At 47.0% G+C, this 25,218-nt stretch carries 22 protein-coding genes; 9 read left to right on the forward strand and 13 right to left on the reverse strand.

Annotation, left to right across the window (positions count from 1 at the left end; genetic code table 11):
- Positions 1-52: 52 nt before the first annotated feature.
- Positions 53-1,597 (forward strand): hypothetical protein, encoded by a 1,545-nt coding sequence (locus AACQ93_RS23970; protein WP_064609429.1) that lies wholly within the window; start codon positions 53-55, stop codon positions 1,595-1,597.
- 392 nt (positions 1,598-1,989) lie between these two features.
- Positions 1,990-2,976, forward strand: coding sequence for a DUF3187 family protein (locus AACQ93_RS23975; protein WP_064609430.1), 987 nt, complete (start codon positions 1,990-1,992; stop codon positions 2,974-2,976).
- 92 nt (positions 2,977-3,068) lie between these two features.
- Here AACQ93_RS23975 and AACQ93_RS23980 read toward each other — a convergent pair whose 3' ends face one another.
- A complete protein-coding gene (locus AACQ93_RS23980) occupies positions 3,069-3,989 on the reverse strand; it encodes a LysR family transcriptional regulator (protein WP_064609431.1) in 921 nt (306 codons plus the stop codon).
- A gap of 129 nt (positions 3,990-4,118) precedes the next feature.
- Between AACQ93_RS23980 and AACQ93_RS23985 the strand changes: the two genes are divergently transcribed.
- The gene (locus tag AACQ93_RS23985; RefSeq protein ID WP_064609432.1) at positions 4,119-5,162 is read left to right on the forward strand and encodes an HlyD family secretion protein; all 1,044 of its coding nucleotides are present in this window, start codon (positions 4,119-4,121) and stop codon (positions 5,160-5,162) included.
- Between the two features lie 9 nt (positions 5,163-5,171).
- The gene (locus AACQ93_RS23990; RefSeq protein WP_369808756.1) at positions 5,172-6,746 is read left to right on the forward strand and encodes a DHA2 family efflux MFS transporter permease subunit; all 1,575 of its coding nucleotides are present in this window, start codon (positions 5,172-5,174) and stop codon (positions 6,744-6,746) included.
- A gap of 88 nt (positions 6,747-6,834) precedes the next feature.
- Here the strand turns inward: AACQ93_RS23990 and AACQ93_RS23995 are convergent, their stop codons facing one another.
- Positions 6,835-7,734, reverse strand: a complete 900-nt coding sequence (locus AACQ93_RS23995) for a DMT family transporter (RefSeq protein ID WP_064609433.1) — start codon at positions 7,732-7,734, stop codon at positions 6,835-6,837.
- A gap of 360 nt (positions 7,735-8,094) precedes the next feature.
- Between AACQ93_RS23995 and AACQ93_RS24000 the strand changes: the two genes are divergently transcribed.
- The gene (locus AACQ93_RS24000; protein WP_007465192.1) at positions 8,095-8,550 is read left to right on the forward strand and encodes a hotdog fold domain-containing protein; all 456 of its coding nucleotides are present in this window, start codon (positions 8,095-8,097) and stop codon (positions 8,548-8,550) included.
- Between the two features lie 93 nt (positions 8,551-8,643).
- On the opposite strand, the gene AACQ93_RS24005 is transcribed toward AACQ93_RS24000, so the two are convergent.
- Positions 8,644-11,016 carry a Lon protease family protein gene (locus AACQ93_RS24005; RefSeq protein WP_007465191.1) on the reverse strand — a complete coding sequence of 791 codons (2,373 nt, stop codon included), beginning with the start codon at positions 11,014-11,016 and terminating at the stop codon, positions 8,644-8,646.
- A gap of 463 nt (positions 11,017-11,479) precedes the next feature.
- Here AACQ93_RS24005 and AACQ93_RS24010 point away from each other — a divergent pair, with 463 nt between their 5' ends.
- Positions 11,480-12,793, forward strand: coding sequence for an anaerobic C4-dicarboxylate transporter family protein (locus tag AACQ93_RS24010; RefSeq protein ID WP_007465187.1), 1,314 nt, complete (start codon positions 11,480-11,482; stop codon positions 12,791-12,793).
- A gap of 80 nt (positions 12,794-12,873) precedes the next feature.
- Here AACQ93_RS24010 and AACQ93_RS24015 read toward each other — a convergent pair whose 3' ends face one another.
- From AACQ93_RS24015 to AACQ93_RS24040, 6 genes are all read right to left on the reverse strand, one after another.
- A complete protein-coding gene (locus AACQ93_RS24015) occupies positions 12,874-13,593 on the reverse strand; it encodes a hypothetical protein (RefSeq protein ID WP_064609434.1) in 720 nt (239 codons plus the stop codon).
- Between the two features lie 250 nt (positions 13,594-13,843).
- Complete coding sequence (locus AACQ93_RS24020; protein ID WP_064609435.1) at positions 13,844-14,134, reverse strand: DUF3303 domain-containing protein; 291 nt, start codon at positions 14,132-14,134, stop codon at positions 13,844-13,846.
- Between the two features lie 205 nt (positions 14,135-14,339).
- Positions 14,340-14,549 carry a hypothetical protein gene (locus tag AACQ93_RS24025; protein WP_157097652.1) on the reverse strand — a complete coding sequence of 70 codons (210 nt, stop codon included), beginning with the start codon at positions 14,547-14,549 and terminating at the stop codon, positions 14,340-14,342.
- Between the two features lie 255 nt (positions 14,550-14,804).
- Positions 14,805-16,391: an ABC-F family ATP-binding cassette domain-containing protein gene (locus tag AACQ93_RS24030; protein ID WP_064609437.1), complete on the reverse strand. Its 1,587-nt coding sequence runs from the start codon at positions 16,389-16,391 to the stop codon at positions 14,805-14,807.
- Between the two features lie 418 nt (positions 16,392-16,809).
- Entirely contained in the window at positions 16,810-17,793 is a 984-nt protein-coding gene (locus AACQ93_RS24035) for a formimidoylglutamase (protein ID WP_064609438.1), read from the reverse strand.
- A gap of 24 nt (positions 17,794-17,817) precedes the next feature.
- Positions 17,818-18,552 (reverse strand): IclR family transcriptional regulator, encoded by a 735-nt coding sequence (locus tag AACQ93_RS24040; RefSeq protein WP_007463549.1) that lies wholly within the window; start codon positions 18,550-18,552, stop codon positions 17,818-17,820.
- Positions 18,553-18,817: 265 nt separating this feature from the next.
- On the opposite strand from AACQ93_RS24040, the gene uilS reads away from it, so the two are divergent.
- Complete coding sequence (uilS, locus tag AACQ93_RS24045; RefSeq protein ID WP_064609439.1) at positions 18,818-19,684, forward strand: UilS family quorum-quenching N-acyl-homoserine lactonase; 867 nt, start codon at positions 18,818-18,820, stop codon at positions 19,682-19,684.
- Here the strand turns inward: uilS and AACQ93_RS24050 are convergent.
- On the reverse strand, positions 19,679-21,052 hold the full coding sequence (locus AACQ93_RS24050; protein WP_064609440.1) for a DUF3943 domain-containing protein: 1,374 nt from the start codon (positions 21,050-21,052) through the stop codon (positions 19,679-19,681). The genes uilS and AACQ93_RS24050 overlap by 6 nt on opposite strands.
- A gap of 357 nt (positions 21,053-21,409) precedes the next feature.
- On the opposite strand from AACQ93_RS24050, the gene AACQ93_RS24055 reads away from it, so the two are divergent.
- Positions 21,410-21,913, forward strand: coding sequence for a DUF3016 domain-containing protein (locus tag AACQ93_RS24055; RefSeq protein WP_064609441.1), 504 nt, complete (start codon positions 21,410-21,412; stop codon positions 21,911-21,913).
- Positions 21,914-22,022: 109 nt separating this feature from the next.
- Here AACQ93_RS24055 and AACQ93_RS24060 read toward each other — a convergent pair whose 3' ends face one another.
- The 3 genes from AACQ93_RS24060 to AACQ93_RS24070 all read right to left on the reverse strand — a co-directional run bounded on the left by AACQ93_RS24060 (position 22,023) and on the right by AACQ93_RS24070 (position 24,192).
- Positions 22,023-22,898, reverse strand: coding sequence for a 6-pyruvoyl trahydropterin synthase family protein (locus AACQ93_RS24060; RefSeq protein ID WP_064609442.1), 876 nt, complete (start codon positions 22,896-22,898; stop codon positions 22,023-22,025).
- A gap of 117 nt (positions 22,899-23,015) precedes the next feature.
- Positions 23,016-23,672 (reverse strand): outer membrane beta-barrel protein, encoded by a 657-nt coding sequence (locus AACQ93_RS24065; RefSeq protein WP_064609443.1) that lies wholly within the window; start codon positions 23,670-23,672, stop codon positions 23,016-23,018.
- 142 nt (positions 23,673-23,814) lie between these two features.
- Positions 23,815-24,192: a SpoIIAA family protein gene (locus tag AACQ93_RS24070; RefSeq protein ID WP_007463535.1), complete on the reverse strand. Its 378-nt coding sequence runs from the start codon at positions 24,190-24,192 to the stop codon at positions 23,815-23,817.
- A 228-nt stretch (positions 24,193-24,420) separates the two neighbouring features.
- Here AACQ93_RS24070 and AACQ93_RS24075 point away from each other — a divergent pair, with 228 nt between their 5' ends.
- Positions 24,421-25,197, forward strand: coding sequence for an AraC family transcriptional regulator (locus tag AACQ93_RS24075; protein ID WP_064609444.1), 777 nt, complete (start codon positions 24,421-24,423; stop codon positions 25,195-25,197).
- Positions 25,198-25,218 lie beyond the last annotated feature (21 nt).

Raw genomic sequence — 25,218 nt, forward strand, 5'->3', positions numbered from 1 at the left:
TTAAATCATTATCGGTGTTTTTTGTGCACCGGCCGCATTAGAGAGTACAACCATGAAAGCAATCAAAACGAGTATTTTAGGCTTGTTGTTCCTGCTGCTATTTCTGCCTCAAGCAAGTGCAACACACCAGCATCACTTCCCTGGCAAGCAACTATCAGTCACTCAACTAACGCCTCGTACTGATGCCGTTGTATTCGAGCAGGTTAGCTTTGACCTTGAAATCGGCAAAATCAGCAACAGTGACTGGGGACAGTTAAGAGTCAAACCTGACAGGCTAAAAGACAGATTGGGTAAAGCCGCAGGGCCTGGTTATGTCAATGTATTCATCTACAACCGTAACCGAGGCGAACAAGCCAGCTGGGTTATTGATAACCTTTTTGTGCCTGGATCTCAGGTAACATCAGAATCAAGCAAGTTCTCAGGCACAGACTGGAACAAAGACAAGATCCATCCTTATGTCCCTGATTCATCCAATCGCTTACCAGAGCATCCGGAAGCCACTGCCTACTTTGACCTTCGCCCCGGTATTGACGGACAGGGACAAAAAAAATTCCTGAGAGCAACCGTCTTATTCAGTCAGCAACCGCTGCCAACCATTGTTGATATTGCCCAACTGGCTAACCGTTTCTTTCCCTTAAATTTCTCAGTCAGCCAAACAGTGGTCAATGCAGAGGGTGCCGGACATGTAGACGGGCGTATCAGCCCTGTATCGTCTTCTGTCCCAAGTGCTCTGGCATTAGGTCGTCCACCACAACCAGTCAGCCCGGATCCGAATCTGCCGGATGATTTTTTGTTCCCAATTCAAATCATTCAGGCTGACCAGCCTAACCTTGATGCCGGCCGAAACCAGTGTATACCTATGGCCCATGCTAATGCCCTTCAGTACTTGGAAGACAGATACGATAACCTTCCACTGCTATGGCGCCTGCCACAGTTACATATTCGGGGAATCGGAAAAGTCAGCTCAGCCGGGGATGTCCTGTTCTGGGTAGCTGAGCCGGATAACAGCCTGGTCGCCAACATTGATAGTTACAGCCGACGTGACGGCGTTCTAGATCTGAACAGCGGCGGATATACCTCATTCTGCGGGTTGATCCGTGGTATCTTCGGCTACCTCAACGATTCAGGCTCACAGGCTGTTACTGAATTCCGACATCAGGGTAGTAATTCTGCTTTACTGGGCAGCGGCGCAGACTGTGACAACGGGACAGTACTGATGGGAGATATCACTTCAACGCAAGAAGGTGCGAATCCGACGTGGGAATGGATTTTCGAACAGCTCAGCCAAGGGCGGGCCGTCACGATCCTCTTCAGTTGGTATGATATTAACGGAAACTGGCAGGGTGGACACAGCGTCCGAGTGTATGGCGCGGCCACATTCAACGATAAAAAATACCTCTATACCTTAGATGATGCCAGCCAGGGAGATAACTTCAGCAACCTTACAAATCCACGAACTCAGCAATGGGAGGTCGCAGATACTGGTCAGCCCGGGCTAGATGGTATTCCTGACGGTCGACTGAATATGAACGGTATGAGCTGGGAAATTGATTTTGCTCTGTCATATGAAGCAAGGCCGACATTGTTGATCCCATAACCACCTTCACCTTCGTCAGTATGGCAAGCCAAACAATAAAGAGCCGCAATAGCGGCTCTTTCAATAAGCAGAGCAAAAAACAATCATATTAAAATCAACACCATGTGATTTTATCTTGTAGAAAGATGGCCTTAGTAACAAAAGACAACTGAGTTCAAAAACTGTCTTTTTTATAAGAATAAGTCACACAATAAAACCATTCACTTGGCACTCCCTTCACTACACTCAAGAAGATAAACCGATTAATTATCTGCTTGCCCTCATCAGTAAAAATACTGATTTCATATCAAATCTCAGGCTGGTTCAGATAACTGTCAGGCAAGACAGGTTATACATAGTGACCGAAGAATCATTCATAAACACTATAATTACAAGCAGAAAATGGCATTGTGATGAATACAAACAGAATCACCGCATACACTTTTACAGGAGTAGTAGCATTTTGCTCTGTTAGTAGTGTGCATGCAGAAGGTATCTCACGCTTCGATGACTATGGACCTTTAAAGACTTACGCTCAGTCCCCTATCCAATCCAACAGCCTGACCCCACTTATGCGAAACGGCTTCAGCTACCAACCCGGAACCGTAGAAGTTTATACCACTGGAACTATTGCCAGTGTGTGGGCAGAAACAGATGAATACAGAGCCGATTACTATCAGAACGCCATCTCAGTCGGCAGCTTATGGCAGATAAACAGTAAATGGGTGGTCGAACTCGACTACACCTGGCGCTTCACTGCCAACAATCACCTTGATAACCTGACCAAAGGCTTTCACGACGCTTTTGGTATCGGCCAGAACGGACGGGATGAAGTAGATGATCACTCATTCGATATTTCTGTTCCGCAATACGGTATTGAGCTTCATGACTTCAACCGTGAAACCCTGAGTAATGCATTCACTCTGTATACAGGCTACCAGCTATATGAGGACGATCATCATGGGTTATCCATCGGTGGCTCTATCTACTACAACCGGGTTCCGAGCGGACCGTTTAAAGTTAGTAACTTCGAACAGGCATTACAGCTGAACTACAGCTATCGCAGCGGCAAACATTCGTTCTATAGCATGCTGGGAGCATCCTATCGCAACAACGATGAAGTGCTGGGGGGCATCCCTTATAAAACCGTCGCGCTGGCCGCGGGTGCTGGTTACCAGTACAGGATCAGAGACAAGCACCGTTTCCTGTTGGAATACCACATCTACGAAGGGGCTACCGATGCGACATCAGATCTTTCCGAGCCATCACATGAAATCCTGCTCGGCTACCGCTACCACATGAAACACAGCGCGGTGGAGATATCCATGATTGAAAATATGTTTAACATGGATAACAGTACCGATATTGCCTTTACCCTTGGCTATCGCCACCGTTTCTGATTTACATTGTAAAATCTGCACATCTACAACGGAAAACAGGGCAGATACAAAGGTATCTGCCCTGTTTTTCAATAAATTATGACTACTCAACGCTAATTAGCAGCTTTCTTCGCAACTCGAGTAGTGCGCTGCTCACAGCACTCAATCAAATAATCAATAAAAAGTCTGAGACGCTTCGGGATCAGCTTGCGTTGCGGATAAACAAAACTAATTGGCACCAAGGGCATATCCCACTCAGGCAAAAGATGAACCAATCGTCCGCTGGCAAAATGTTCTCGACATAAAAACTCCGGCAAAATGGCAATCCCCAACCCACTCAAACACGCTATCTGTGATGATGTGATGGTATTCACTCTAAGCTGATAGGGAAGATCTACAGTGTACTCTTCAGCGCCCTGCATCAAATGCCATCGTGGCACTTTCACGGCCTTGTTGTAAATCTTCACTTGATGGTGTGGAGGCTTAAGATCTTCCGGCGTGTGTATCTGTCCGAACTCTTCAAGATATTCCGGACTTGCCACCATCAATCGACGAGAAGTATGGATCTGCCTTGCAACCAAATTAGAATCAGATACCTCACCGACCTGAGCATACAGATCAATCCCCTCACCAATGATATCCACCTCCCGATTGGTCAACTCCAGGTGAATGGATACATTAGGGTACAACTTCAGAAATTCATGAATGTAGTTCGCTAAAACCAATTGACCCAGTTCCACCGGCATCACAACATTCAACCGCCCTCGAACCAAATCCTGGTTCGCAGTCACTTCCAGCTCTGCCTGCTCCATGATTTCCAGCATTTGAGTACATGACTGATAAAAATTCTCACCTTCAGGGGTCAGCGTGAGATTGCGGGTGGAACGCGTGATCAGCCGCACACCCAAATGCTGTTCAAGCTCCGCAACTTTACGACTAACCGTTGATTTAGTCATATCCAAAGATTCAGCAGCCTGAGTAAAGCTGCCACATTCAACAACCTGAGAGAATATTGCAATTGCGTTTAAGTCCATCCCAGCCTCTATTGGTCAGATTTCTGCAACAGTATTTCCCTTTCTTCCTATCCAATCAACCAATCTTTTTTATTTACACTTTGTAACACAAAAAAATCTCATCATACCTTCGCAAAGTGAAGAGGCTACATGGCAGAAAACACACGCACAAAAAAGAAAAAAGCACCTTTTATCGCAACAGCCATCATGCTGGCTCTGGGCCTGGCTGGGAGCGGTTACTGGTTTGGTTACGGCCAGTATTTTGAATCTACTGATAACGCTTATCTGCAAAGCGATATCACCAACATCAGCCCGAAAGTTGCCGGTTATATCACTCAGTCTTTTATCACTGACAATGAATCAGTTGAAGCAGGTCAACTGCTGGCAACCATTGATGACCGCGACTTTGTTGCCGCCCGCGATAAAGCAGAAGCAAACCTTGCAGTCAGTCAGGCAGCAATTGATAACCTGAAAGCCCAACAAAGCCTGCAAAATACCCTGATCCGCCAGTCTGAAAGCCAGATCGCATCAGCTCAGGCAGAATACGAACGCGCCCAACAGCAAGTTAACCGCACCCGCAGCCTGCTAAAGCGCAACTACTCATCTCAGGATGAACTTGATGATGCGACCTCACACCTAAAAGTCACCAAAGCGCAGCTTGATCAGGCCACGGCAAGCTATCAAGCTGCCAAAGATCAACTGACCGTTATTGCCAGCCAGATTGTTCAGGCCGAAGCCTCGGTACGCGAAGCTAACGTTCAGCTGGAACAGGCAAACCTTAATCTCAGCTACACCAAAATTTACGCACCGGTTGACGGTATTGTCGGCAAGCGCAGCCTCCGTGTCGGCTTATATGTCCAACCGGGGATGCCTTTAATGAGCCTGGTGCCAACCTCAGATGTATGGGTTGAAGCAAACTTCAAAGAAACCCAACTTGCGGGTATCCATCAGGGGCAAAAAGTCGCTGTTGAGCTGGATGCCTTCCCGGGACAACCTCTTGAAGGTGTTGTCGACAGTTTCTCTCCGGCTACCGGTGCGAAATTTGCCCTGCTGCCACCTGAAAATGCCACAGGTAACTTCACCAAAATAGTTCAGCGTGTACCGGTAAAAATCACTATCCCGGATGCAGCTGAACTGAAAGGAAGACTGATCCCTGGCCTGTCTGTGATTGCGACTGTCGATACCCGAGGTTAAGCCATGAGTATGTCAGCACCGACAGCAGAGGCCCCGACGGCACAGGCAAGTGAGCCTGCCGTCCCGGCGCAACATGAAGTTCCCCGACGTCACTGGATAGCCCTGATTGGCGGCCTGATCGGGGCTTTTATGGCTATCCTCGATATTCAGATCACCAACTCATCATTGAAAGACATTCAGGGTGCACTGTCCGCCACCCTGGATGAAAGCTCTTGGATTTCGACCTCTTATCTGGTCGCGGAAATGATCGCGATTCCGCTCAGTGGCTGGTTGTCGAGAGCATTGGGTAAACGCCGTTACCTTACCTGGACGACACTGGTTTTCATCACCTCTTCCCTGCTTTGTTCTATCTCATGGAACATGACTTCTATGATCGTATTCCGTGCGATGCAGGGCTTCAGTGGCGGTGCACTGATCCCGCTGGCGTTTTCGCTGGTCGTTCAGCTGTTGCCTTTGGAAAAGCGTGCCATCGGCATGGCGATGTTCGGTATTACCGCGACCTTTGCACCTTCTATCGGCCCGACTCTGGGCGGATGGCTGACTGAAAACCTGTCGTGGCACTACATTTTTTACATCAACATTCCACCGGCCCTGATGGTGATTAGCATGATTAACTACGGGCTGGATGACGAACCACTCAACCTGCAAAGCCTGCTTCAGGCAGACTGGGTTGGCATCATAACAATGGCGATGGGACTTGGGTGTCTGGAGGTCGTGCTGGAAGAAGGTAACCGCGAAGAGTGGTTTAGCTCTGACTTCATCGTCACTCTGTCAATCATCTCTGCGGTCAGCCTAGTCTACTTTGTGATTAACGAACTTCAGCACAAAAAGCCGCTGGTGAACCTGAGACTACTCAGGAACGGGCAATTCGCCATGTCCTGCGTTGCTTACCTGATTCTTGGTATGGCGCTGCTGGGCTCGATTTATGTGCTGCCGCTCTACCTAACCCAAATCCAGCACTACAATGCGATGGAAATCGGCCAGGTACTGATGTGGATGGGCTTCCCGCAACTGCTAATCTTCCCGCTAGTACCGAAGTTCACCCGTATCATCAAACCTAAATACCTGGTTACTTTCGGCTTCTTAATGTTCGGGCTCAGCTGCTACGTTAATACCCACATGAGTGTGGATTATGGTGGCCAGCAGTTGATCTTCTCTATGGTACTTCGTGCCATCGGCAGCCCGTTTATCATGGTGCCGATTTCACTGGTTGCAATGCAGAAAATCAGTAAGGCTGACACGCCAGATGCCTCAACACTGACCAATGTTATGCGCAACCTTGGCGGAGCCTTCAGTATTGCCATTATCGCCACCATGCTGGATAACAAAACACGTGAGCACCTGGCTCATATCAAGAGTGCCCTGCCGAGTGTCAGCAGTGATGCCTGGTATCAGTTGCAACAGCAAACCGGTTTTTTCATACAGTCAGGCAGTGATGCCGGAACGGCAATGATGCAGGCTCAGGCCTCACTGATCGCTACAATGCAGCGAGATGCAGCTATCATGGCTTATAACGACGCATTCCTGATCATGAGCGCTTTCCTGGCGGTAGCCGCGTTTATCATGCTAAGCATGAAAAACTGATCCATTAAAGGTCAAAAAAAGTGTCCAAAACAAAAGCGGCAGTAATCCAGGATTACTGCCGCTTTTTCTCAACAAGTAAAGACTTCTTTTAAGAACTGACTTCCGCCGTCGCCAAAGGATGCGGAATCGGCTTTGGCTTCCTCTGCGCCAGAATGACACCTGCCAACACCATACCACCACCAATGTAATGATAAGCTTCCAGCTGCTCATTCAGCATCACGCTGGCAATGCCCGCGGTAATCACCGGCATCAGGTTCATAAACATGGCCGTACTGTCAGCACCTAGGCGCTGAATACCAATCAGCCAGCACCATGGCGCAATCACGGACGCCGGAATAGCTGCATACATGATCAATGGCAGAGATTCCGAGGTGATGGCAAAACGCTCACTGCTTAGCAGCAGCGGGATCAGCATAACAATAGCCAGAATGCCCTGCATATAAACAGACTGCCAGTTTGTCAGCGGCATCTGCCAACGTTTAAGCAGCACACAGTAAAGGGCATAAACCAATGCCGCCAACAGTACCAGACCATCACCGATAGTAATTCCCTGTGCCAGCAAATTACTGATATCACCGTGGCTCAGCATCAATACCAGACCGGAGAGAGACAACACAGCACCAACTATCGCCAGCGGTAACAGACGCTGACCTAGCAGCGGCACACTCAGAAACATACTGATCAATGGCACCAGAGAAACAATCAGCGCCATATTGGTTGCCGTCGTGGTTGCGGCAGCAAAATAACCCAGAGACTGGTTTAACACCATGCCGAGCAGAGCAAGAAAAGCCAGTTTGGGTACATAAGGACGAATCACAGCACGGCTACGCCATACCGAACGCAGCATAAAGGGCGTCAGCAGTGCCATAGCAAAAAACCAGCGGTAAAAAGAAATCGCTCCCGGATCGATCACACTGAATGAGAGCTTATTGACGATGGCATTCCCTGCCCAGATTGAAACAGTTAATAAGGGTAATAAATAGAACATGGTCTGCCTATAAACGGGGATTACAGATATTAATAGAAAAAACAGTACTTTCTTTAGCTGTATTCTGGCAGGTCAATTTAGAAATAAATATCTCTAAAAAGACATCCTGATTCTATTGTCAGACATTTCTCATCAATCAATAATCCGCAACGAAGAAAAATACTCCACCCGGAATGAGGGAAATCAAATAACGCACTGAATATAAAGGGTAAAAAAACGATATCAGACAACAGCTGCTATACTCATTCCCGAGAAGAAATAGTGCAATGACTCACAGGAAAACCCACCAGCTGATTGATTTTCCACCGCACCAGCTATAATGTGGTCAGACCAGATAGTAATTGGAAAAAGGAATTTTCAATGCGTAAAAATCTTAAAATCTATAACCGCCTTGCTTCATTGCCATTCGGCCGCCAGATTTTCTCATTCATTGTCTGTCGAATTGCTCCTTATTTTTCAACCATTAAGCCGCAAATCCAGGAACTAAAACCCGGATACGCACAAGTTACGATCAAAAAACGCCGAAAAGTCACTAACCACCTCAACACCGTCCATGCTATCGCTATGTGTAATATGGCTGAACTGGCAGGAGGGATGATGACGGATGCCTCGGTTCCTGACAAAAGCCGCTGGATCCCGGTTGGAATGACGGTGGAATATTTGAAAAAAGCCAAAACTGACCTTACCGCAGTGGCGTCCGGCGATAATATTGAGTGGAATACAGAAGGTGATAAGAAGGTTCCGGTAGAAGTTAAAGACACTGAAGGCAATCTGGTTTTCCGTGCTGAAATCACCATGAACGTTCGCCTTGCATAATAAATCAGAAAGCGACAAACGAAGAAAAAGGCGCCAGAGGCGCCTTTTTTACATCCAAGGTTCAGACTCTACTGAGCCAATGATGTCAAAAAATTACTTTCTCAACGCGTTCAGCTTCACCTGTGCATGACCGAAAATGGAATCCAGCGGATAACCGGTCTCTTCCATCCAGACACCGGCCGGTTTGCCGGTCAGGATCTCGATGGCTTCAGTCACATGGCTGATTGCCCAGATATGGAACTCACCTTTTTCTACGGCTTCAACCACCTCTTTACGCAGCATCAGGTTATGCACATTCGACTGAGGAATAATCACCCCCTGAGTTGAATGGCGACCCTTGATCTTACAAACATCAAAGAAACCTTCGATCTTCTCGTTCACACCGCCAATAGGCTGGGCTTCGCCGAACTGGTTCATGGAACCGGTAATCGCCACATCCTGCCGCAGCGGAGCCTGAGCAAACGCAGAGACAATAGCACAAAGCTCTGCCATTGACGCACTGTCTCCGTCGACACCGCCGTACGACTGCTCAAATGTCAGGTTGGTCGAAAGCGGGATCTTGGTAGTCTTGCCAAAAATAGAGGCCAGATACGACGACAGGATCATCACCCCTTTGGAGTGAATACTGCCACCCAACTTCACCTTACGTTCTATATCGAACACTTCCCCTTCACCGTACGCCGTTGTTGCGGTTATCCGGTTCGGCGCACCAAAACGGTGGTCAGTGGTTGAAACAACAGACAATCCGTTGATTTGGCCTATCATCTCACCTTCAGTGTCAATAAGGGTCGTACCGTTGGCAAAAGTCTGCATAACATGATCACGCAAACGGCTCACCCGCTTCTCCTGACTCTGCAACGCCTGCTCTACATGGTTAGCCCGGATCATAGTCGCATGAGAGGCTTTTGCGGTGTAGTTGGTTTCTCGTAACAGATTGGCGATATCGGCCGAGTGCAGTGACAACTTGTTCTGATCTTCAGCCTGACGCGAACTATATTCGATAATTCTGCCAATCGCCTTACGATCACAGTGAAGCATACCGCTGTCATTCACAATGCTGGAAATAAACTGAGCATACTGCTGCTCAGACTCGTCAGAACGCGGCATTTCATCTTCAAAATCCGCCGTAACACGGAACAGTTCACTGAATTCCGGATCGTAGATTTGCAGCAATTGATAGGTCTGATAATCACCGAACAGGATGATTTTGACATTCAGCGGAATATCTTCCGGTTCAAGGGAAATAGTACCTGACAGGGTAACCTCCCGCTCCAACGAACTAACATTGAGCTTGCGCGAACGCAGGGCACGTTTCAGGCCGTCCCACACATAAGGGCGTTCCAGTACTTTCACCGCATCCATCAGCAAAACCCCGCCATTGGCACGGTGCAGACTGCCCGGACGGATCAGTGAGAAGTCAGTAAATACTGTACCTTTGAACGTCGCATTTTCCACATAACCGAAGATGTTGTGATAGCTAGGGCTTTCCTCAACCACAATCGGGAACTTATGCTCAGGCTGGCTGACCAGGATATTAACCTGATAACGACGCGGCATTTTCTTATCCAGCGCCGCATAAGCCAAGGCTACCTGCTCTTCACTTTCTTCAAGGAAAATCTCGAGGTTTTCCAGAATATCCTTCTGCATCGCATCCAGATACGCTTTCACTTCCGGCTGCTCACTATAGGTTTCTTTCAACTCCTTGATGAAATGCACCACCACATCCAGTGCCACTTCATCATTCAGCTTTTCAATTTTGTCAGAAAACTCTTCTTCCAGTTCAGTCAGCTGTCGAACAATACCACGGAGCTTTTTCTCCAAATCATTAATGGTCTGCTCAAACTGCTTCTGCTCTTTCTCAGACAACTTAGCAAACGTATCTTCGGTGTGCGGTTCTTCACCGTTAAGCGCCACCAGTTGGTAATCACCCTGGGTGGTCAATGACAGGCTGACACTCTTTTCCTTGGCTTCATTTGTCAACGTCAGCAACGAGCTTTCCTGCTTCTGGGTCAGCTGGTTCTTCAGCTTCTCCGAGCGGCTGTAATACATTTCATTATCGAAAGCCAGCGGCAGCGCCTTGACCAGCCTGGTCATCAGCTTTTCGATATCTTTTTTGAACTGGTGACCCGTGCCAGTTGGCAACTTCAGGACTTTCGGGCTGCGTGGCTCTTCAAAATTTGCCACATAACACCAGTCATACAGTTTAAATCCATTACCATTCGGTTCATGACGGTTCAGGTAACGCAGAACCATAGTTCGCTTACCCAGGCCATTTCGGCCGATGGCATAAATGTTATAGCCCTTCTCTTTGATAGACATAGCAAACTCAACCGCCTGCTGTGCCCTTTCCTGGCCGACGATTTCGTCCAGCGGAGTCAGATTTTTGGTTGACTTACAATCGTCCGGCAGGGCTTTTAAGTCTGATACACGATACAGCTGGTCACTGCTCAGAGGTTGAATTGGCATAGAGATCCCTCTTCTTATGACATTACGGCATACCAAAACCTCACCAAGATGCTTCGGCATATCTCACAGTGTAGTCAGTAACTGATTGAATTTTAGTGACTTAGCTTCCGTTTAGCGGTGAATCCCCCAGTCCCGCCACTTTTTGGTGGTTTTATGAACAATCAAAGCCATCCTAGCTACTCCCTGAACTTCATATTTTTGAGTAATCATTATGAGTAATTTCATTAAGGGAATGTTGTAAATACAAACAAATAAAACACACAAACGGAACACCCCCTCAATCAGACAAAAACAACTCAAAACCACCTATTAACAACAATGTCGATACAGTCAAAATAACCTGAAAAAATAAGTGGTTATTGGTTTTTTGTGTGATGAATGTTTGATTAGTTAATATATGAAACATTTATTATGTGCAACCAGATAATCCTATGTTTTAAACGTTGTCATCAAGGAGATTGATGTGTTTTTTGTTGAGTTCTTAATAGTACTTATATGTATATTAATTGGTGCCCGAATCGGTGGTATCGGTCTGGGTGTAATGGGTGGTGTCGGTCTTGCCGTACTGAGCTTTATTTTCGGTCTTGAACCTACCAGCCCGCCAATTAACGTAATGCTAATGATCATGGCTGTTGTTGCTGCCGCTGCATCTATGCAGGCTGCCGGTGGTCTTGATTTCCTAATCAAAATTGCAACTAACATCCTGCGCAAAAACCCTAAATACATTACTTTTATCGCACCGGTTGTTACTTATGTCTTCACTATGATGGCAGGTACGGGTCACGTAGCTTACTCAGTACTGCCTGTTATCGCTGAAGTGAGCCGTCGTAGCGGTATCCGCCCTGAACGCCCAATGAGTATGGCAGTTATTGCCTCTCAGTTTGCGATTGTTGCCAGCCCGATTGCAGCAGCAGTTGTAGCACTGGTTGCTTTCCTGGAGCCACAAGGCATCACGCTTGCTGACGTACTGATGGTTACTATTCCTGGTACCAGCCTTGGTCTGACTGCTGCTTGTGTATTCGTTAACAAGATGGGTAAAGAGCTTAACGAAGATCCTGAATACCTGCGTCGCCTTGAAGATCCTGCTTTCCGTGCTGAGATGGAACAAGAAGTTAAAATTGAAGAAACAGTTATCAAGCCAGAAGCCAAGAAAGCAGTATCTCTGTTCCTATTCGGCTCATTAGCAGTTGTAATCATGGGTGCCTTCCCATCACTGCGTCCAAGCTTTGACGGACACGCAATGGGTATGGCTCACACCATCGAAATCGTGATGCTGACTGTAGCTGCGGTAATCATTCTGGTTTGTAAGCCTGACGGCTACGCAATCACCCAGGGTTCAGTATTCCACGCTGGTATGCGTGCAATCGTTGCTATCTTCGGTATCGCATGGCTGGGTGACACCTTCATCGGTGGCCACGGCGTTATGGTTAAAGAAGCTGTTGCAGGCCTGGTAGAAGTAGCTCCATGGACATTCGCCTTCGCTCTGTTTGCACTTTCTGTAATGGTAAACAGCCAGGGTGCAACAACAGCGGTACTGGTACCGGTTGCTATTACTCTTGGTCTGCCACCGGAAGTTATCATTGCAACTTTCGTTGCGGTTAACGGTTACTTCTTCATTCCGAACTACGGTCCAATCATCGCATCAATCGACTTTGACCGTACCGGTACAACCAACATCGGTAAGTTCATCTTTAACCACAGCTTCATGCTTCCGGGCTTGCTGAGTATGGCCTTCAGTATCATGTTCGGCTTCCTGTTCGCCGGTATCGTTCTGTAAGTCTTACTAGCTGAAATTTATTCAGTTCTAACAACAAGCCCTGCACATGCAGGGCTTATTTTTTCAACTTGGTTACAGGATTAACCGAGATTGCTCAAAATCAGTTGTACCTTCCGCTCGTTTTCTTCAAAGGTTTCAATCGCCTTAATCACTCCGAGACACTGAGGCGTCAACTTGTGAGCATTTTTATCCTTAACATCAGAATATATCACTTCCGGAAAATCTTCCGGTATACCTACCGGTTCATGGAAATGGCCACCCGGCACCTGAAAGTCTCGATGATATTTCAGGTTTGGCCAGCTGATAATTTCAACGGCAGCTTCTGCAATACCGCTAGCCCAGTCTTCACGTAATTCTTCCGGAGACTGATCCAGGTAAAAATCCTCCCGACTCCCCATATCTAACCAGCTTGTCACCGTTTCCAGATAGCGCTGGTGATCATAATCTGCAATCAACTCACCCATTACTGAATGCTGGAACGAAAAACAGACATTAAGCCGATATAACTCAGACAGTGTCATACCTTCGAGCGCATTAAGAGCCTTACTGTAAGCTCTGTCATGCAGCCTGGATTCGACAGACTCACGGATCTTTTCTTCTTTGCGACGTTTTTCCTTCAGGATCTGAATACGATGTTTCCCGTCTTCAATAAGTTGCTGGGCCTGCTGTAATATCTCAATTTCTGCCGGGGAATAAAGTTCGGCAAGATCGGACAGAATGACGTTTTTGATGATATTGGATGCAGTCGTTGCCTTCGTCTGCTTGCTTTTTAATGCGTGGCTGTTCGCGAAATCGAGCATGATGATAATCCCTCACTATCAATACAACGATGACCAGACCATAAACGGTCTTCCTGGACGAACTAATACGCCTCCTTCAACCAATTTCTCTTTAAGTTTCTATGAAGTATAGTTCAGGAGAGGTTTTGACAACGAAAAGCAACAATAGATTGTAAGTACTCACTTAAACGCCCTTATTTATAATCAGGGCGTTTAATGGAATCATGAAAGAAAGCCGCTCATACAAAACAACCTATTCACACACAGTAACTTACACTAAAAGGCGGTTACCAAGCGCCCGCGCCTGCTCGTCATCAACAACAACCTGAAGTGAGATATCCATCTCATTATTCCACCTCAATGCGTAGGCAGTTACCGCTTCGATATTGTCAGACTCACAGATGGCAATTCCGGTTCCACTTACCAAATCATGCCAGCGGCCAATCATTTTAATGTCCTCTCCCATCATCTCCTGATCCTGCTGCTCGGTTAGCTGGGAGAAATGCGCCAGGGTCGGATGAAGCTTACCCTGATGTAACTGCCAGGTTATGAGAAAAGTCATGGTCAGTTCCTCTTGGTTATCATCGCTTGCTTGTCTTCTCAGATGACACTGAGGATAAGTATAGATACCCGCTTCCCGTCAAATGGCTTTGAGCCCGCTTTCTTGTAGCCGTACCTGTCATACCACAGCAGCTATTTATCCCAAACCCGCCTCTCAACCACCAACACACTAATCAACCCAAAACACAGTAAGAGCCAAACCTGCATTACTTACCGATTTTTCGCTTTCGGATTCGAAATAAAGCCAAAAACAGCAGTGCAGTTACCACCAGAGAAGCGAAAACCAGTAGATACAAAAGATCATCACCATGGCCAAACCAGGTGATAAAGAGATAGACGAGATAAGACGATAAGAAATAAATTCCAATCAGGCCAAACAGCTTGAAAAAGTCTAACTCAGAGATTTTTCTGAACATCTTTTCCTCCCGAGCCAAGTCAGGTAACACTTTCCAGCCACATCCAATAAAGCTGGCTTTCAGCCAGCTCATTTCAACAACAGTTTCTTCTATCAAGTATGGTGCATCAATAGTGTGTTATCGCAAAAATACATCTGAAATCAGACAGAAAACCATTGTGATGAATTTGTGAGAGTTTCACTCAGATCTGTTAGTAAAGAACTTACAAACCTGAGTGATCGCCACTCATTACAACAGAAACATAACTGTGGTTTATTAACCTACCGTTATCGTACCGGTTATTCCGACCTCCGATACAAAACTGTCGTCATGGCTGATCAGAATCATGCTTCCCTGATAATCACGTAACGCCTGCGCCAGTAGCATCTTAGATTCAATATCCAGATGATTATCGGGCTCATCCAGTAAAAGCAACATATCCCCCTGTTGATGACTAACAGCAAGGAGAGCAATTTTCATTCTCTCACCACCACTTAGACCTAAAACAGGTAAATGCACCCGATCCCGACGAAAGCCGACACCGGCGGCCAGTGTTCGCAGTTCAGGTTCCTTCTGTTCGGGACAAAGCCGTTGCAGGTTTTGCAGCACGGTCTGTTGCTCATCCAGCAAACTAAAATGCTGATCCAAATAGCACCAACTGACATGGCAGTTTATCTGCCCTGTTACGGGAGCCAACGTGCCTGTGATCGTTCTTAGCAGGGTCGATTTACCACAACCATTTCGCCCGATCAGATGAAGCCGATCGCCATAATCGACGCAAAGGTTAATCAAAGTATCATTACCAAAAGCTAACCGCAGTTCTTGCAGCACTAATACTCGTGACAGACGCTTATCGGAGGAATTAACTGTCATCTTCTGTGGCTTGGTCTGAGTTTGCTGGCGTTTAAGCGCTTTTACCTCCTGTTCAGCTTTATACAACTGATTCTCGAATTGCACCTTACGGGACGATTGCGAACGCTGTGCCGAGTCGCGCATTCCATCCAGCAATAGTTTTGATTGACTACCTGACTTGCGAAGCTTCCGGCCCTGGCTTTCCCTTTGCTGAGCCTTCTCTTGATTGCGTTGATACTGCCGCTGCAACTGCATCACCTTGTTCTCGGCACTGGCTACGCTTCTATAAAATGCAGCTTGCTGTAACTGCTTTTGCTGCCAGTAAAAACTGTAGTTGCCACCGTAATACTTCATTTCATCCGGCGTTAACTCCATGATGCTGTCTACCTGCTCTAACAACTGGCGATCGTGACTGATCAGCAAGATCCCACCAGAAAAAGACTGTACCTGACTAAGTAACCACTGCCGGCCAGCACTATCCAAGTGGTTCGAAGGCTCATCCAGAATCAGGTACTCATAAGCGGCATTGAAAAGCAGCCAGAGCTGTAGTCTTGTCAACTCTCCGCCACTAAGACTGGAACATGGCTGAAACGGTTCTGGTGGTAACCCCATCCCGGCAAGCTGTTCACACAGGTTGTTCCGTACCTCCCAGTCATCACCAAGGATGTCAAAATCCCGGGGATCACTGCTTCCGGCTTCTATTCTCTCTAAGGCCCGTAGCTTGCGGGAAATATTCAGATAATCAGCAACAGTGCCAAATACATTCTGGTCATTACTATTGGTAAGCTGAGGCAGATACCCGACTGAACAGTCACAATTCACTGTTCCCGAATCCGGCAGCCGTGTTTGACACAAAATGCCAGCCAATACTGATTTTCCGGCACCATTTCTACCGACTAATCCGGTAACTTGCCGCTGCAATGAAAAGCTGATGTCTGAAAATAACGTATCACCACTGTCATGATGCACTGACAGTGAATTAGCAATGATTAAAGATTGATGTAAGGCCATATTTCCTCCCGAGCAAACTCAGGGGCAACAGACGCCTGTCTTCATGAACTGTATATAAATGTAAGAGTGTGATATCCGGACAGAGCAATAACGGCTATCCGATACACAAAGAAGACGAAGTTACGCCCACTAACCCTGAAAAATCCAAAACTAAGAAATTGATAAGGATGTCAGGTGTTAGTTATTCATTACGGCGCAAACTCCTTGGGAAATGTTGGGAGTATTAAGCCAGTGTTCTCAGCGCATTTCAATAATCATCTCCACCGATGTCATGAAACGAAGCCACTGTCACATTTCGGGAGTAATACCAAACTGCATGAACAAGAAAGATAAAAAAAGGATCCCGGTGAGCCGGGATCCTGCGGTCATGAGACTAAAGAATCAATAAGTAAGTAGGAAGGAAATAATCCCAGAGGCATCAAAGATGCTTCAAAGAATGTTGAATCAATTTTGCTGCGAGTTTCACAGTCTGGTTTTCATAATCAAATTCCGGGCTTAATTCAGCGATATCCAGAATCCGAACCTTGCCGCTGGTTAGTATCTGTTTCAGAGCCATCTCGACGACAGAAAGGCTGACACCATACACCCGCGACATGTTAACGCCTTCTGCCACTGCCGATGAGAATACCGAAAGATCGATACTTAAATGCACGTGATCGACCCGATTCAGGAATGCTTGAATAGTTGCCTGAATCTTCTTACGGTTACGCATCGTCATCTGGCGATCAAGCAGCCACTCCGCACCCAACGACTTGGCATAACTGAACGCAGCCTGAGAGTTCACATGATCACAGATCCCCAAACCCAGATAATTAAACTCTCTATGCAGCTCCCGACAATAGCTGGCAACCGTGTGAAAAGCCGAACCTGCACGCGCAGCCAGTGTCGGACGAAGCTCAAAGCAGGCATCAAAATTTATAATGCCGACCCGGCTGGCACAGGCATTAGGAATTTGAGCAATGCCATCTTCTTCCCAATCATTAGCAGCCTGATGAACCGTATCCGATAACGCCTTATAACTGCCGATAGCAATTTCATGCCCGCCACCCAGCATGACAGGAAAATGCCCTAACTGCAGAACAGCTCTTAACCTTTCGTACTGTCTGGCCTGCATGTCTTCAAAGGTAGCAGCATCGGACTCATCAATAATCCCGGCATCATACAGCGGAAGCGAACATGAAGGTCGCATAGCTTTCAGAATACGATGGATACTATGGGGCCCTTCCTTGGCCCCACGGTAACCATGATTAAAACCAATACTGAGATCACTGGCCATACCAAGTAATACAGCGCCCCGCTCTCGCTGATCGGCATAGGGCAAAATTAATGAAGAGGCTTTCTGATAACTGGCTCGCTCGCTTTCAAACGAAAACTGAAACCAACGCTTGAGATGCTGCACCATAATAAGCCCCTTCTTTTGTATTGATTAATGATCCGGTGGTAATAACCTTGCGGCTTCTAACACCGAGTAAACGATTTTGTTTTTGTTCTGGCGCACCCGCTCTATCGGCGCCATGATGCTGACCGCACCAACGATTCTGCTACCAGCGAATACAGGCGCACTGACACCGGAAACCCCGAGGTCAAATTCGGAAGAACTGATAGCAAAACCGTCCTGCTTTATTTGCTCAAGCTCCGTCAACCAGCGGTCGACGTCCTCACCCTCAGTAATACCAAAGTGATGTAAGGTGCTCATCAGACGCTGTTGAGGAAAGTTTGCCAGCATGACTTTGGACGACGCACCACGATACAAAGGCTGGCTTTGCCCCTGCTCATAGGCACAACGTAAGGCATGCGGACTGTCGATGCGTGCCACGCACAAAGCCCTGAATCCGACGGGCACCATGTAAGCGGCCATTTCACCTGTCTGTCGTTGCAGTCTTTTCAACACCGGATGCACACCGTCTGCTAACGGAGAAAACATCTGGAAGTTACGCAGCAGCTGCAAAGCTGCAGGACCAACACCATAGGATTTCTGGCTATGGTTCTCTTCAATCAGATTCCATTTTTTTAATATCGCCAGATACCGGTACAGGCTGCTGGTCGGCATTCCTGTCTGTTCTGTTATTTCCTGAGCCAGTAAAGGCTCAGACGACGAGGCAATGTGCATCAGCACCTGCAACATCTTTTCATTTGAGTTAAGTGTGTATTTGCTTGTCATAAAACCATTTTCCTTGACCAAGTCATTAACGCGCATCACAGGGAGGAACTCAAGGCAAATTCTCACAATGTAGGAATGTAATGGAAATCGATAACACCTTTTCTCACTATACGAGAAAAGATCACGCTTACTCAGCATCAAAATCAGATCTGATGCTAATTAGCTTAAGACTTCAGCCCGTGCTCGGATGAGTTTTTCGCTTGATTTGAATTACCATGAGGCACTTATGCACAGCGTACAAAAATAGAAATAATAAGGAAAAACAATGCATCAAACTGTTGCCTTCTCATCACAGGGACACAACATCTCAGGCCACCTTTACCTTCCTCAGGATGCGAAACAGCCAGCTCCGCTGATCATTCTGTGTCATGGTTTCTGCGGCGTTAAAGAACTGCTGCTACCTGCCTTTGCCGAAAAATTTGCAGAAAGTGGCTATGCCGCTCTAACTTTCGACTACCGTGGCTTTGGTGAAAGTGAAGGTGAATCAGGCCGCCTGGTACCCGCTCTGCAAATTGAAGATATCCACGCAGCCATCGACTGGGCCGGTCAACAGGCTGGTATTGATGCTGAGCGTATCGGTCTTTGGGGCAGCTCATTTGGCGGGGCTAACGCAATTATTGCAGCCAGCGAGTCAGACAAAATCAAATGTGTTGTTGCACAGCTGACTTTCGCAGATGGTGAGACAGTGATCACCGGTGAAATGGATGATGCTGAAAAAACAAAATTCGTCGGAACCCTTGAACGTATGCGCGACAAGAAAGCGAAAACCGGCAAAGAGATGATGGTGCCTATTGCCAAGGTGTTGAGCGATCCGCAGTCAGTCGAGTTCTTCAATAACTTCAAAGACGAATTCCCGGCTCTGACTATCAAGATCCCTTTCCTGACCGTTTGGGAAACCACACAGCACAAACCGGTTAATGCCCTGCCAAATCTTGATGTGCCGCTACTGGTTGTTGCCGCCGGCGAAGATGGTGTAAACCCAGTGAGTGAATCTGAGCGTCTGTTCGCTGCCGCTAAAGAGCCGAAAAAGCTACATATCGAACAAGGTGCCACTCACTACCAGGTTTACGAGGGTCAGCACTTTGAATCTGTCGCGGAAGTGGAATTAGGCTGGTTCAACCAATACCTATAATTCACCGCGACCGAAACGATATACCAACTGGGTAGAAATCTGGTCATCATTGGTCGATGCACTGCTGCTGTAGTAGTGATACCAGTCTACCAGCACGGCCCAGTTGGCATGGAACTGGTAATGGAGCCCAAGGCCGCCATTAATCTGAAAAAACTTGCTGGAGCGCTGTTGCTCCAGCACAGTTTCACCAATTCCCACATTCAGGTATGGCCTTAGTGCTTCATCACTCATAAAGTAATACTGAACATCAAAGCTGTAGTTTTCATAAGTTGCATCTTCACTGCTGCCGGTACGATCAAAATCCGCCCGGGTATAATTCAAGCGGGATGACAACTGAGGAGTGAAATATACTCCAAGGCTCATGGTTGGAGCCCATTGGTCCTCCAACAAAAAAGCATCATCCAACATCATATAACGCATCCCTACCGAAATACCGACAACACCATAATCAATCGGATCAGACGAACTCATCGCATAAGATTGACGACGCTTAACCGCAGGACTGGTTTCCCCTTCACCAATTGCGTAGCTAAGGTTGAGCTGAAACTGTGTATCAACCTCACCATTTGGCATCCGAACATCTTTCAAACCAACATACCCTGTACCGGCCTTGATAACATCTCGTCCGAACAGATTGTTTACACCACGTCCGATACTGTCGACAGGGTCGAGGAAAAACAATGCGGTATCACCGAGAACAGACGATCCCCACACCTTTCCGCCGCTCAGAATAATTTCCCGCTCTTTATTAAACGCCCACTCACCATACACCCAGCCCAGAACAGGCGTGACAACTATGTCCTGGATTGAAGGAACCTCAGCAAAAGCCTCCAGGCCATACTCCCAGTAAAACGTCGACATCAGGAAGGAATAAACGAAACTGTCCCATTGGCGGTAACCGGATTTCCGCGCCACCTGATAATACACACCACCAAAATAAGGGTGACCTAAATAATTGATGTACCAGATATCACGATCCCAGACCGGCCCTTCTGTTACGTTATCCCACCATTTTTCCAACAGGCGATCGTCACTTTTATCCCAGTTGGACACATCTTCCGGCAACAACGCGATAAAACCGGCAACTCCCACACCGTACCAGGCTACGGATTTGGTCTGCGACCAAAGCCGCTCTTTATCTTCTCCGTTAGGGGCTGAAAACAAAGCGACATCAAAAGGCGAATCATAAACCTGCACGGATTTATCGATCTCTTCCCAGGTCGAATTGCCAAACGGCTCCGTTGAATACTCAATCTTACCTTGCTGACTGTGTTCAGTATCCCCGGCAAGCGCAGAACCGACAGCCAGCCCTGTACCCAAATTAAATACCAAAGCAATCAACAGGAGATGATAGCGATCAAAATCCATAAGCAAAATGTCTCCCTTCCCTGGCAAAGCACGCACCCTGAATCATTTTAAAGTCTTTATTATTTAAGCAATTACCATAAGCGTTACCTATGACAGTATAGTTGAGGGATTTTGTACACTGAGAAGAGAAAAACAGGATTGGTGGCACAATCACAATTATGAGTACCTGAGTGTGAGAGCTTTCCTAACAAGCGCCACCAAGAAGGAAATCACAATATCGCATGCTCTGATAAACTTAGGATTGGTACATGGAAATAGAATCGATATTCATTTTTGGCATACGTAACGTCAAATAAGGTCATTAACGTGACGAGGTTGAACTATCACTACCGCACTATTTTTAAGAGGCTATCTCCCATGAAATTGCCTGCCTGGCTTGGCGCCTTCCTGCTCGTATTCAGTATCTCATCCATTGCTGATGAGACAATCCATTTTCCTCCTGCCTTTGTAACCTGGGTCAGCCCGGAACAATACCGCGACATACGCACCACAGGTGGCAGCCAGAAACGCTTTCAGGAAAACTTGTTTAAGAGACTGAGTGAAGAGTTCAGTGAGATGGCAAGAATCTACCTGAAACCCGATCAAACACTCCATGTTCAGGTAACAAATGTTGACCTCGCCGGAGACACCCGCTTCAGCTCCAAGGCAGGAAAGGATATTCGTGTTCTGACCAGCATAACACCACCAGCAATCATCTTTGATTATCAGATCAAAGATGGCGATAACACGGTTAATTCAGACAGTGTCAAATTAACCAATATGAACTACCAATCCACCCCCGTTACTTCACAAATAAACAGAGCCCTGATGTATGAAATTAAACTTATTCAAGACTGGGCAAAAAAAACACTGAAAAACTGAAGCTTTTAAAATCCCTCAAAACGCTGAGCACAAAAAAGCCCTCTGATGAGGGCTTTTTAAAATCAAATTGGCTTAGCCGATTTTACTTAAAGGCTGTTATTAGAAGCTATCACTTAGAAGCCATGGCACCTTTGCCGACACCTTCGTAAGCGACAACATCCAGTGCTTTACCCGGTACCATTTCACTTACCTGCTCAGCAATGTAGTCAGCAAGCAGTTCAACAGTGGTATCCGTATCAAGCACTTCCGATTCTGAGCGGGCAATCGCCAGCTCGAACTCACCTTGTGGCGCAGTGTAGCGGAAACCATAGTGAGAAGTATCTGTTGCAACAGCAGCCTTTTCGCTTAATGCCAGCTCAGATACTGAAATCAGGTCTTCACTGCTGCCGAGGTAAATATCCTGCCAGCGTTCAGCCCATTTCTGCTCCAGCTCAGCATCGCGCTGACCGTCAACAATCAGCTCTACCGGTGAACGGTGACCGTGTGCGATACGCTGACAGTTACCATCGTGCTTCTTCAGACCGTGGCTGTAATGATAGAAAGCGCCATCGATCTTTTCATGTCGCAGCGTCAGTTCCAGCCCCTGAACATTATCCGGCAGTTTTCCTTCAAGCACTTCGTACAGGTGGCGGGTCACTGATTCGATAGTCACCACATCATCATCAATATAACAATAGGCCTGCTCTGGGCAGTTCAGGTGGATGCTCTTTCCTTCACGCAATAAATCGACCGTTGCGTAACCTGGCTTGCTTGCTGCGACGTGAATACGGGAGTTCTTCATCGGTACAATCAGGCGGTGATCGACATATTCATCCACCAGCTTTTTGATCTGCTTTTTTACCCGACCGAAATCAAGCACCATGCTCATTTCATTGAGCTCACCCGACATCACCACATCGAGGATCCAACTTTCGCCAACCATACCTCGCTTTTCGCAAAGGTAAGAGGCATCAATGACGGTAAGATCTCTGACAAATAGCTTCAAACTGAAGTCCTTATTGATAATGGTTGTCGTTAAACTAGCTGGGCATTATACGCAGCTGCAGCACGTAGTAAACTGATGCCTGCCATTAACCACCATCAACAAAGTCTGCCGCTAAGCTTAAAAACGATAGCTTACACTACCATATAACGACGAAACGCCTTTCTGCTGAGACTCAATGGTTACCGAATTTCCATTATTATCCTGCCCGATCCAGCTTTGAGTATCTGAAGGTAACAACGAGTGACGGAAACCGAGCTCGAAACTAAGCTGATCAACAACAGTCCAATTCACCCCGCCCTGCAAGCCAAAGACAAAACCGCTGACGTCAAAGTTAGCAAAGGAGTTCGAATCCGGTTCAACAAAAGAATAGCCAAAGTGCAGGCCGACAAACGGTGTAAAGTCGCGATTTTTTCTAAACAGGTAGTCTGCGCTCAACAGGTGCATGCTGGCGACCAACTCATAGTTCGGTGTGTTCGGGAAGGAAACATCCGTGTTATGGCGTTCGTAGCTGTAATAAAGTCGGCTCTGTCCGCCTGGGGTATAAATACCGATATCGACGCCGGCAAAACCTTCAAAATCCGACTCACTAGCTTCGACACGCTCACCATTGCTTTGAACAATACGGTCGGAATTACCAATCTTACTGATCCCGCCCTTAATACCGACAAAATACTGTGATGGTGAAAGAGGTTCAGGTTGTTCGGCTGTTTCTGCCAATACGCTAACGGGTAGTGATGCAGCAAGTAAGGCTGCGGCTGTTGATAGTCTGTCCATGATCACCCTTTATGGTTGCAAATCCGGACTATGAGCAGAAAAAGAGCCCAAATTCAGCAACACATTGTTATTCAAGAGATAATCTATCTTAATCTATCAACAATAGCTGCGCCATACTCATGAAGCATTCATCATGATTAACTCACTCCCTCAGCCAGCTCAGCGCTTCCAGAGGTTCATCAAAACACCGGACTTCACCGCCGACAAACCAAGTCCCGACCCTTGATATTACCTCCTGCCATTCGCTGTCATTGTAAATGGCCACCTTATTAAATTTTTTCCCGTGCTTCATGCCAAGCACAAGATCATCCCATGCTGCATGCAGTTGCCAGCCTTCACAATCAGTGCTGTCAACATATGCATTCACAATCGGCCGTTTTATATCGGACAATGCCTCATCAAGCTGCGGGGTGATTTTTTCATAGTCCGAATGAGTCAGGGTGCCGATCGCCTTAAACTCCATAAAGACTCTTTCATCCACCCGCTCTACATCTACCGAAATGCCGTGTAAGTTGCTCATAACGCCTCCCTGGTGCTCACCTATATCTGGCAATTACCGAGTCGTTGCCTTCTTTTGCTATCAATCCGTCTTTGCGATCAATCTTTACCTGCTACCCATATAGTTTAGCCGCCAAAATCCACAGCAACACCAAGGCTTCTAATCCCAAGATGAACAATAATCTTAAATAGCATAAACAGATCAGGAGCTATAAAATGACGAAGAACTAACTGACTGAAATGACAACCAATGGCCTTTATTACCGGGCAAAAACTATTTAATCCAGACACTATCGATAATGCTGTTGTGGGTATTGCTGCGGATGTGGCAAAGCATGACTCAGGCATGCACCATCATCAGAAAGCTCAGCTTCTCTATGCCCCTTCCGGCTGCATGAGCATTACGCTGGATAATATGCAATGTGTATTACCACCGACTCGAGCAGCCTGGATTCCCGCCGGCATCGACCACTGTTCAATCATGAGAAATGTGGTGGCCTACCGTTCAGTCTATTTTGACCCAGCATCCTTTCAACCACTTCCTGATAAGCTGAAAGTCGTCAGTGTCAATGGCCTGCTCCGCGAACTGATTGAAAGGATGGCTTTCTGGCCATGGGATATGCCGAATCGGGAACAACAAACCCTGCTTGCACTGTTTTGGCAGGAATTAGCGACAGCTCCGGTAGAGCAGCTCACCCTGCCGAAACCACAGGATCGACGCTTGCAACGGTGGCTTTCTTCGCTTGAGCAACACAACGAGCTTCTGCCGACCTTGAATCAGGCAGCAAAAAACATCGGCGCAAGTGAGAAAACTATAAGTCGTATTTTTAGCAAAGAAACAGGAATGCCTTACCAGGCATGGCGACAACAATGGCGTCTAATGAAAGCCATTGAGTTGCTAGCAGAAAAACATCAGGTATCGGATGTTGCCTCCGAGCTGGATTTTTCCAGCGACAGTGCATTTATCAGCTTTTTCCGCCAGCATACCGGGGAGACACCGAATAAGTACATTCGCGAAACCCGCTAGGCTTATCGGAACGACCGCATT

The organism is Photobacterium sp. J15, from assembly GCF_963870815.1.
GTDB classification, from domain to species: domain Bacteria; phylum Pseudomonadota; class Gammaproteobacteria; order Enterobacterales; family Vibrionaceae; genus Photobacterium; species Photobacterium marinum.

Excerpts from the sequence above, each read along its gene's own strand:
- AACQ93_RS23970 (WP_064609429.1), top strand. The coding sequence starts at position 53 with ATGAAAGCAATCAAAACGAGTATTTTAGGCTTGTTGTTCCTGCTGCTA.
- AACQ93_RS23975 (WP_064609430.1), top strand. The coding sequence starts at position 1,990 with ATGAATACAAACAGAATCACCGCATACACTTTTACAGGAGTAGTAGCA.
- AACQ93_RS23980 (WP_064609431.1), bottom strand. The coding sequence starts at position 3,989 with ATGGACTTAAACGCAATTGCAATATTCTCTCAGGTTGTTGAATGTGGC.
- AACQ93_RS23985 (WP_064609432.1), top strand. The coding sequence starts at position 4,119 with ATGGCAGAAAACACACGCACAAAAAAGAAAAAAGCACCTTTTATCGCA.
- AACQ93_RS23990 (WP_369808756.1), top strand. The coding sequence starts at position 5,172 with ATGTCAGCACCGACAGCAGAGGCCCCGACGGCACAGGCAAGTGAGCCT.
- AACQ93_RS23995 (WP_064609433.1), bottom strand. The coding sequence starts at position 7,734 with ATGTTCTATTTATTACCCTTATTAACTGTTTCAATCTGGGCAGGGAAT.
- AACQ93_RS24000 (WP_007465192.1), top strand. The coding sequence starts at position 8,095 with ATGCGTAAAAATCTTAAAATCTATAACCGCCTTGCTTCATTGCCATTC.
- AACQ93_RS24005 (WP_007465191.1), bottom strand. The coding sequence starts at position 11,016 with ATGCCAATTCAACCTCTGAGCAGTGACCAGCTGTATCGTGTATCAGAC.
- AACQ93_RS24015 (WP_064609434.1), bottom strand. The coding sequence starts at position 13,593 with ATGCTCGATTTCGCGAACAGCCACGCATTAAAAAGCAAGCAGACGAAG.
- AACQ93_RS24020 (WP_064609435.1), bottom strand. The coding sequence starts at position 14,134 with ATGACTTTTCTCATAACCTGGCAGTTACATCAGGGTAAGCTTCATCCG.
- AACQ93_RS24025 (WP_157097652.1), bottom strand. The coding sequence starts at position 14,549 with ATGTTCAGAAAAATCTCTGAGTTAGACTTTTTCAAGCTGTTTGGCCTG.
- AACQ93_RS24030 (WP_064609437.1), bottom strand. The coding sequence starts at position 16,391 with ATGGCCTTACATCAATCTTTAATCATTGCTAATTCACTGTCAGTGCAT.
- AACQ93_RS24035 (WP_064609438.1), bottom strand. The coding sequence starts at position 17,793 with ATGGTGCAGCATCTCAAGCGTTGGTTTCAGTTTTCGTTTGAAAGCGAG.
- AACQ93_RS24040 (WP_007463549.1), bottom strand. The coding sequence starts at position 18,552 with ATGACAAGCAAATACACACTTAACTCAAATGAAAAGATGTTGCAGGTG.
- uilS (WP_064609439.1), top strand. The coding sequence starts at position 18,818 with ATGCATCAAACTGTTGCCTTCTCATCACAGGGACACAACATCTCAGGC.
- AACQ93_RS24050 (WP_064609440.1), bottom strand. The coding sequence starts at position 21,052 with ATGGATTTTGATCGCTATCATCTCCTGTTGATTGCTTTGGTATTTAAT.
- AACQ93_RS24055 (WP_064609441.1), top strand. The coding sequence starts at position 21,410 with ATGAAATTGCCTGCCTGGCTTGGCGCCTTCCTGCTCGTATTCAGTATC.
- AACQ93_RS24065 (WP_064609443.1), bottom strand. The coding sequence starts at position 23,672 with ATGGACAGACTATCAACAGCCGCAGCCTTACTTGCTGCATCACTACCC.
- AACQ93_RS24070 (WP_007463535.1), bottom strand. The coding sequence starts at position 24,192 with ATGAGCAACTTACACGGCATTTCGGTAGATGTAGAGCGGGTGGATGAA.
- AACQ93_RS24075 (WP_064609444.1), top strand. The coding sequence starts at position 24,421 with ATGGCCTTTATTACCGGGCAAAAACTATTTAATCCAGACACTATCGAT.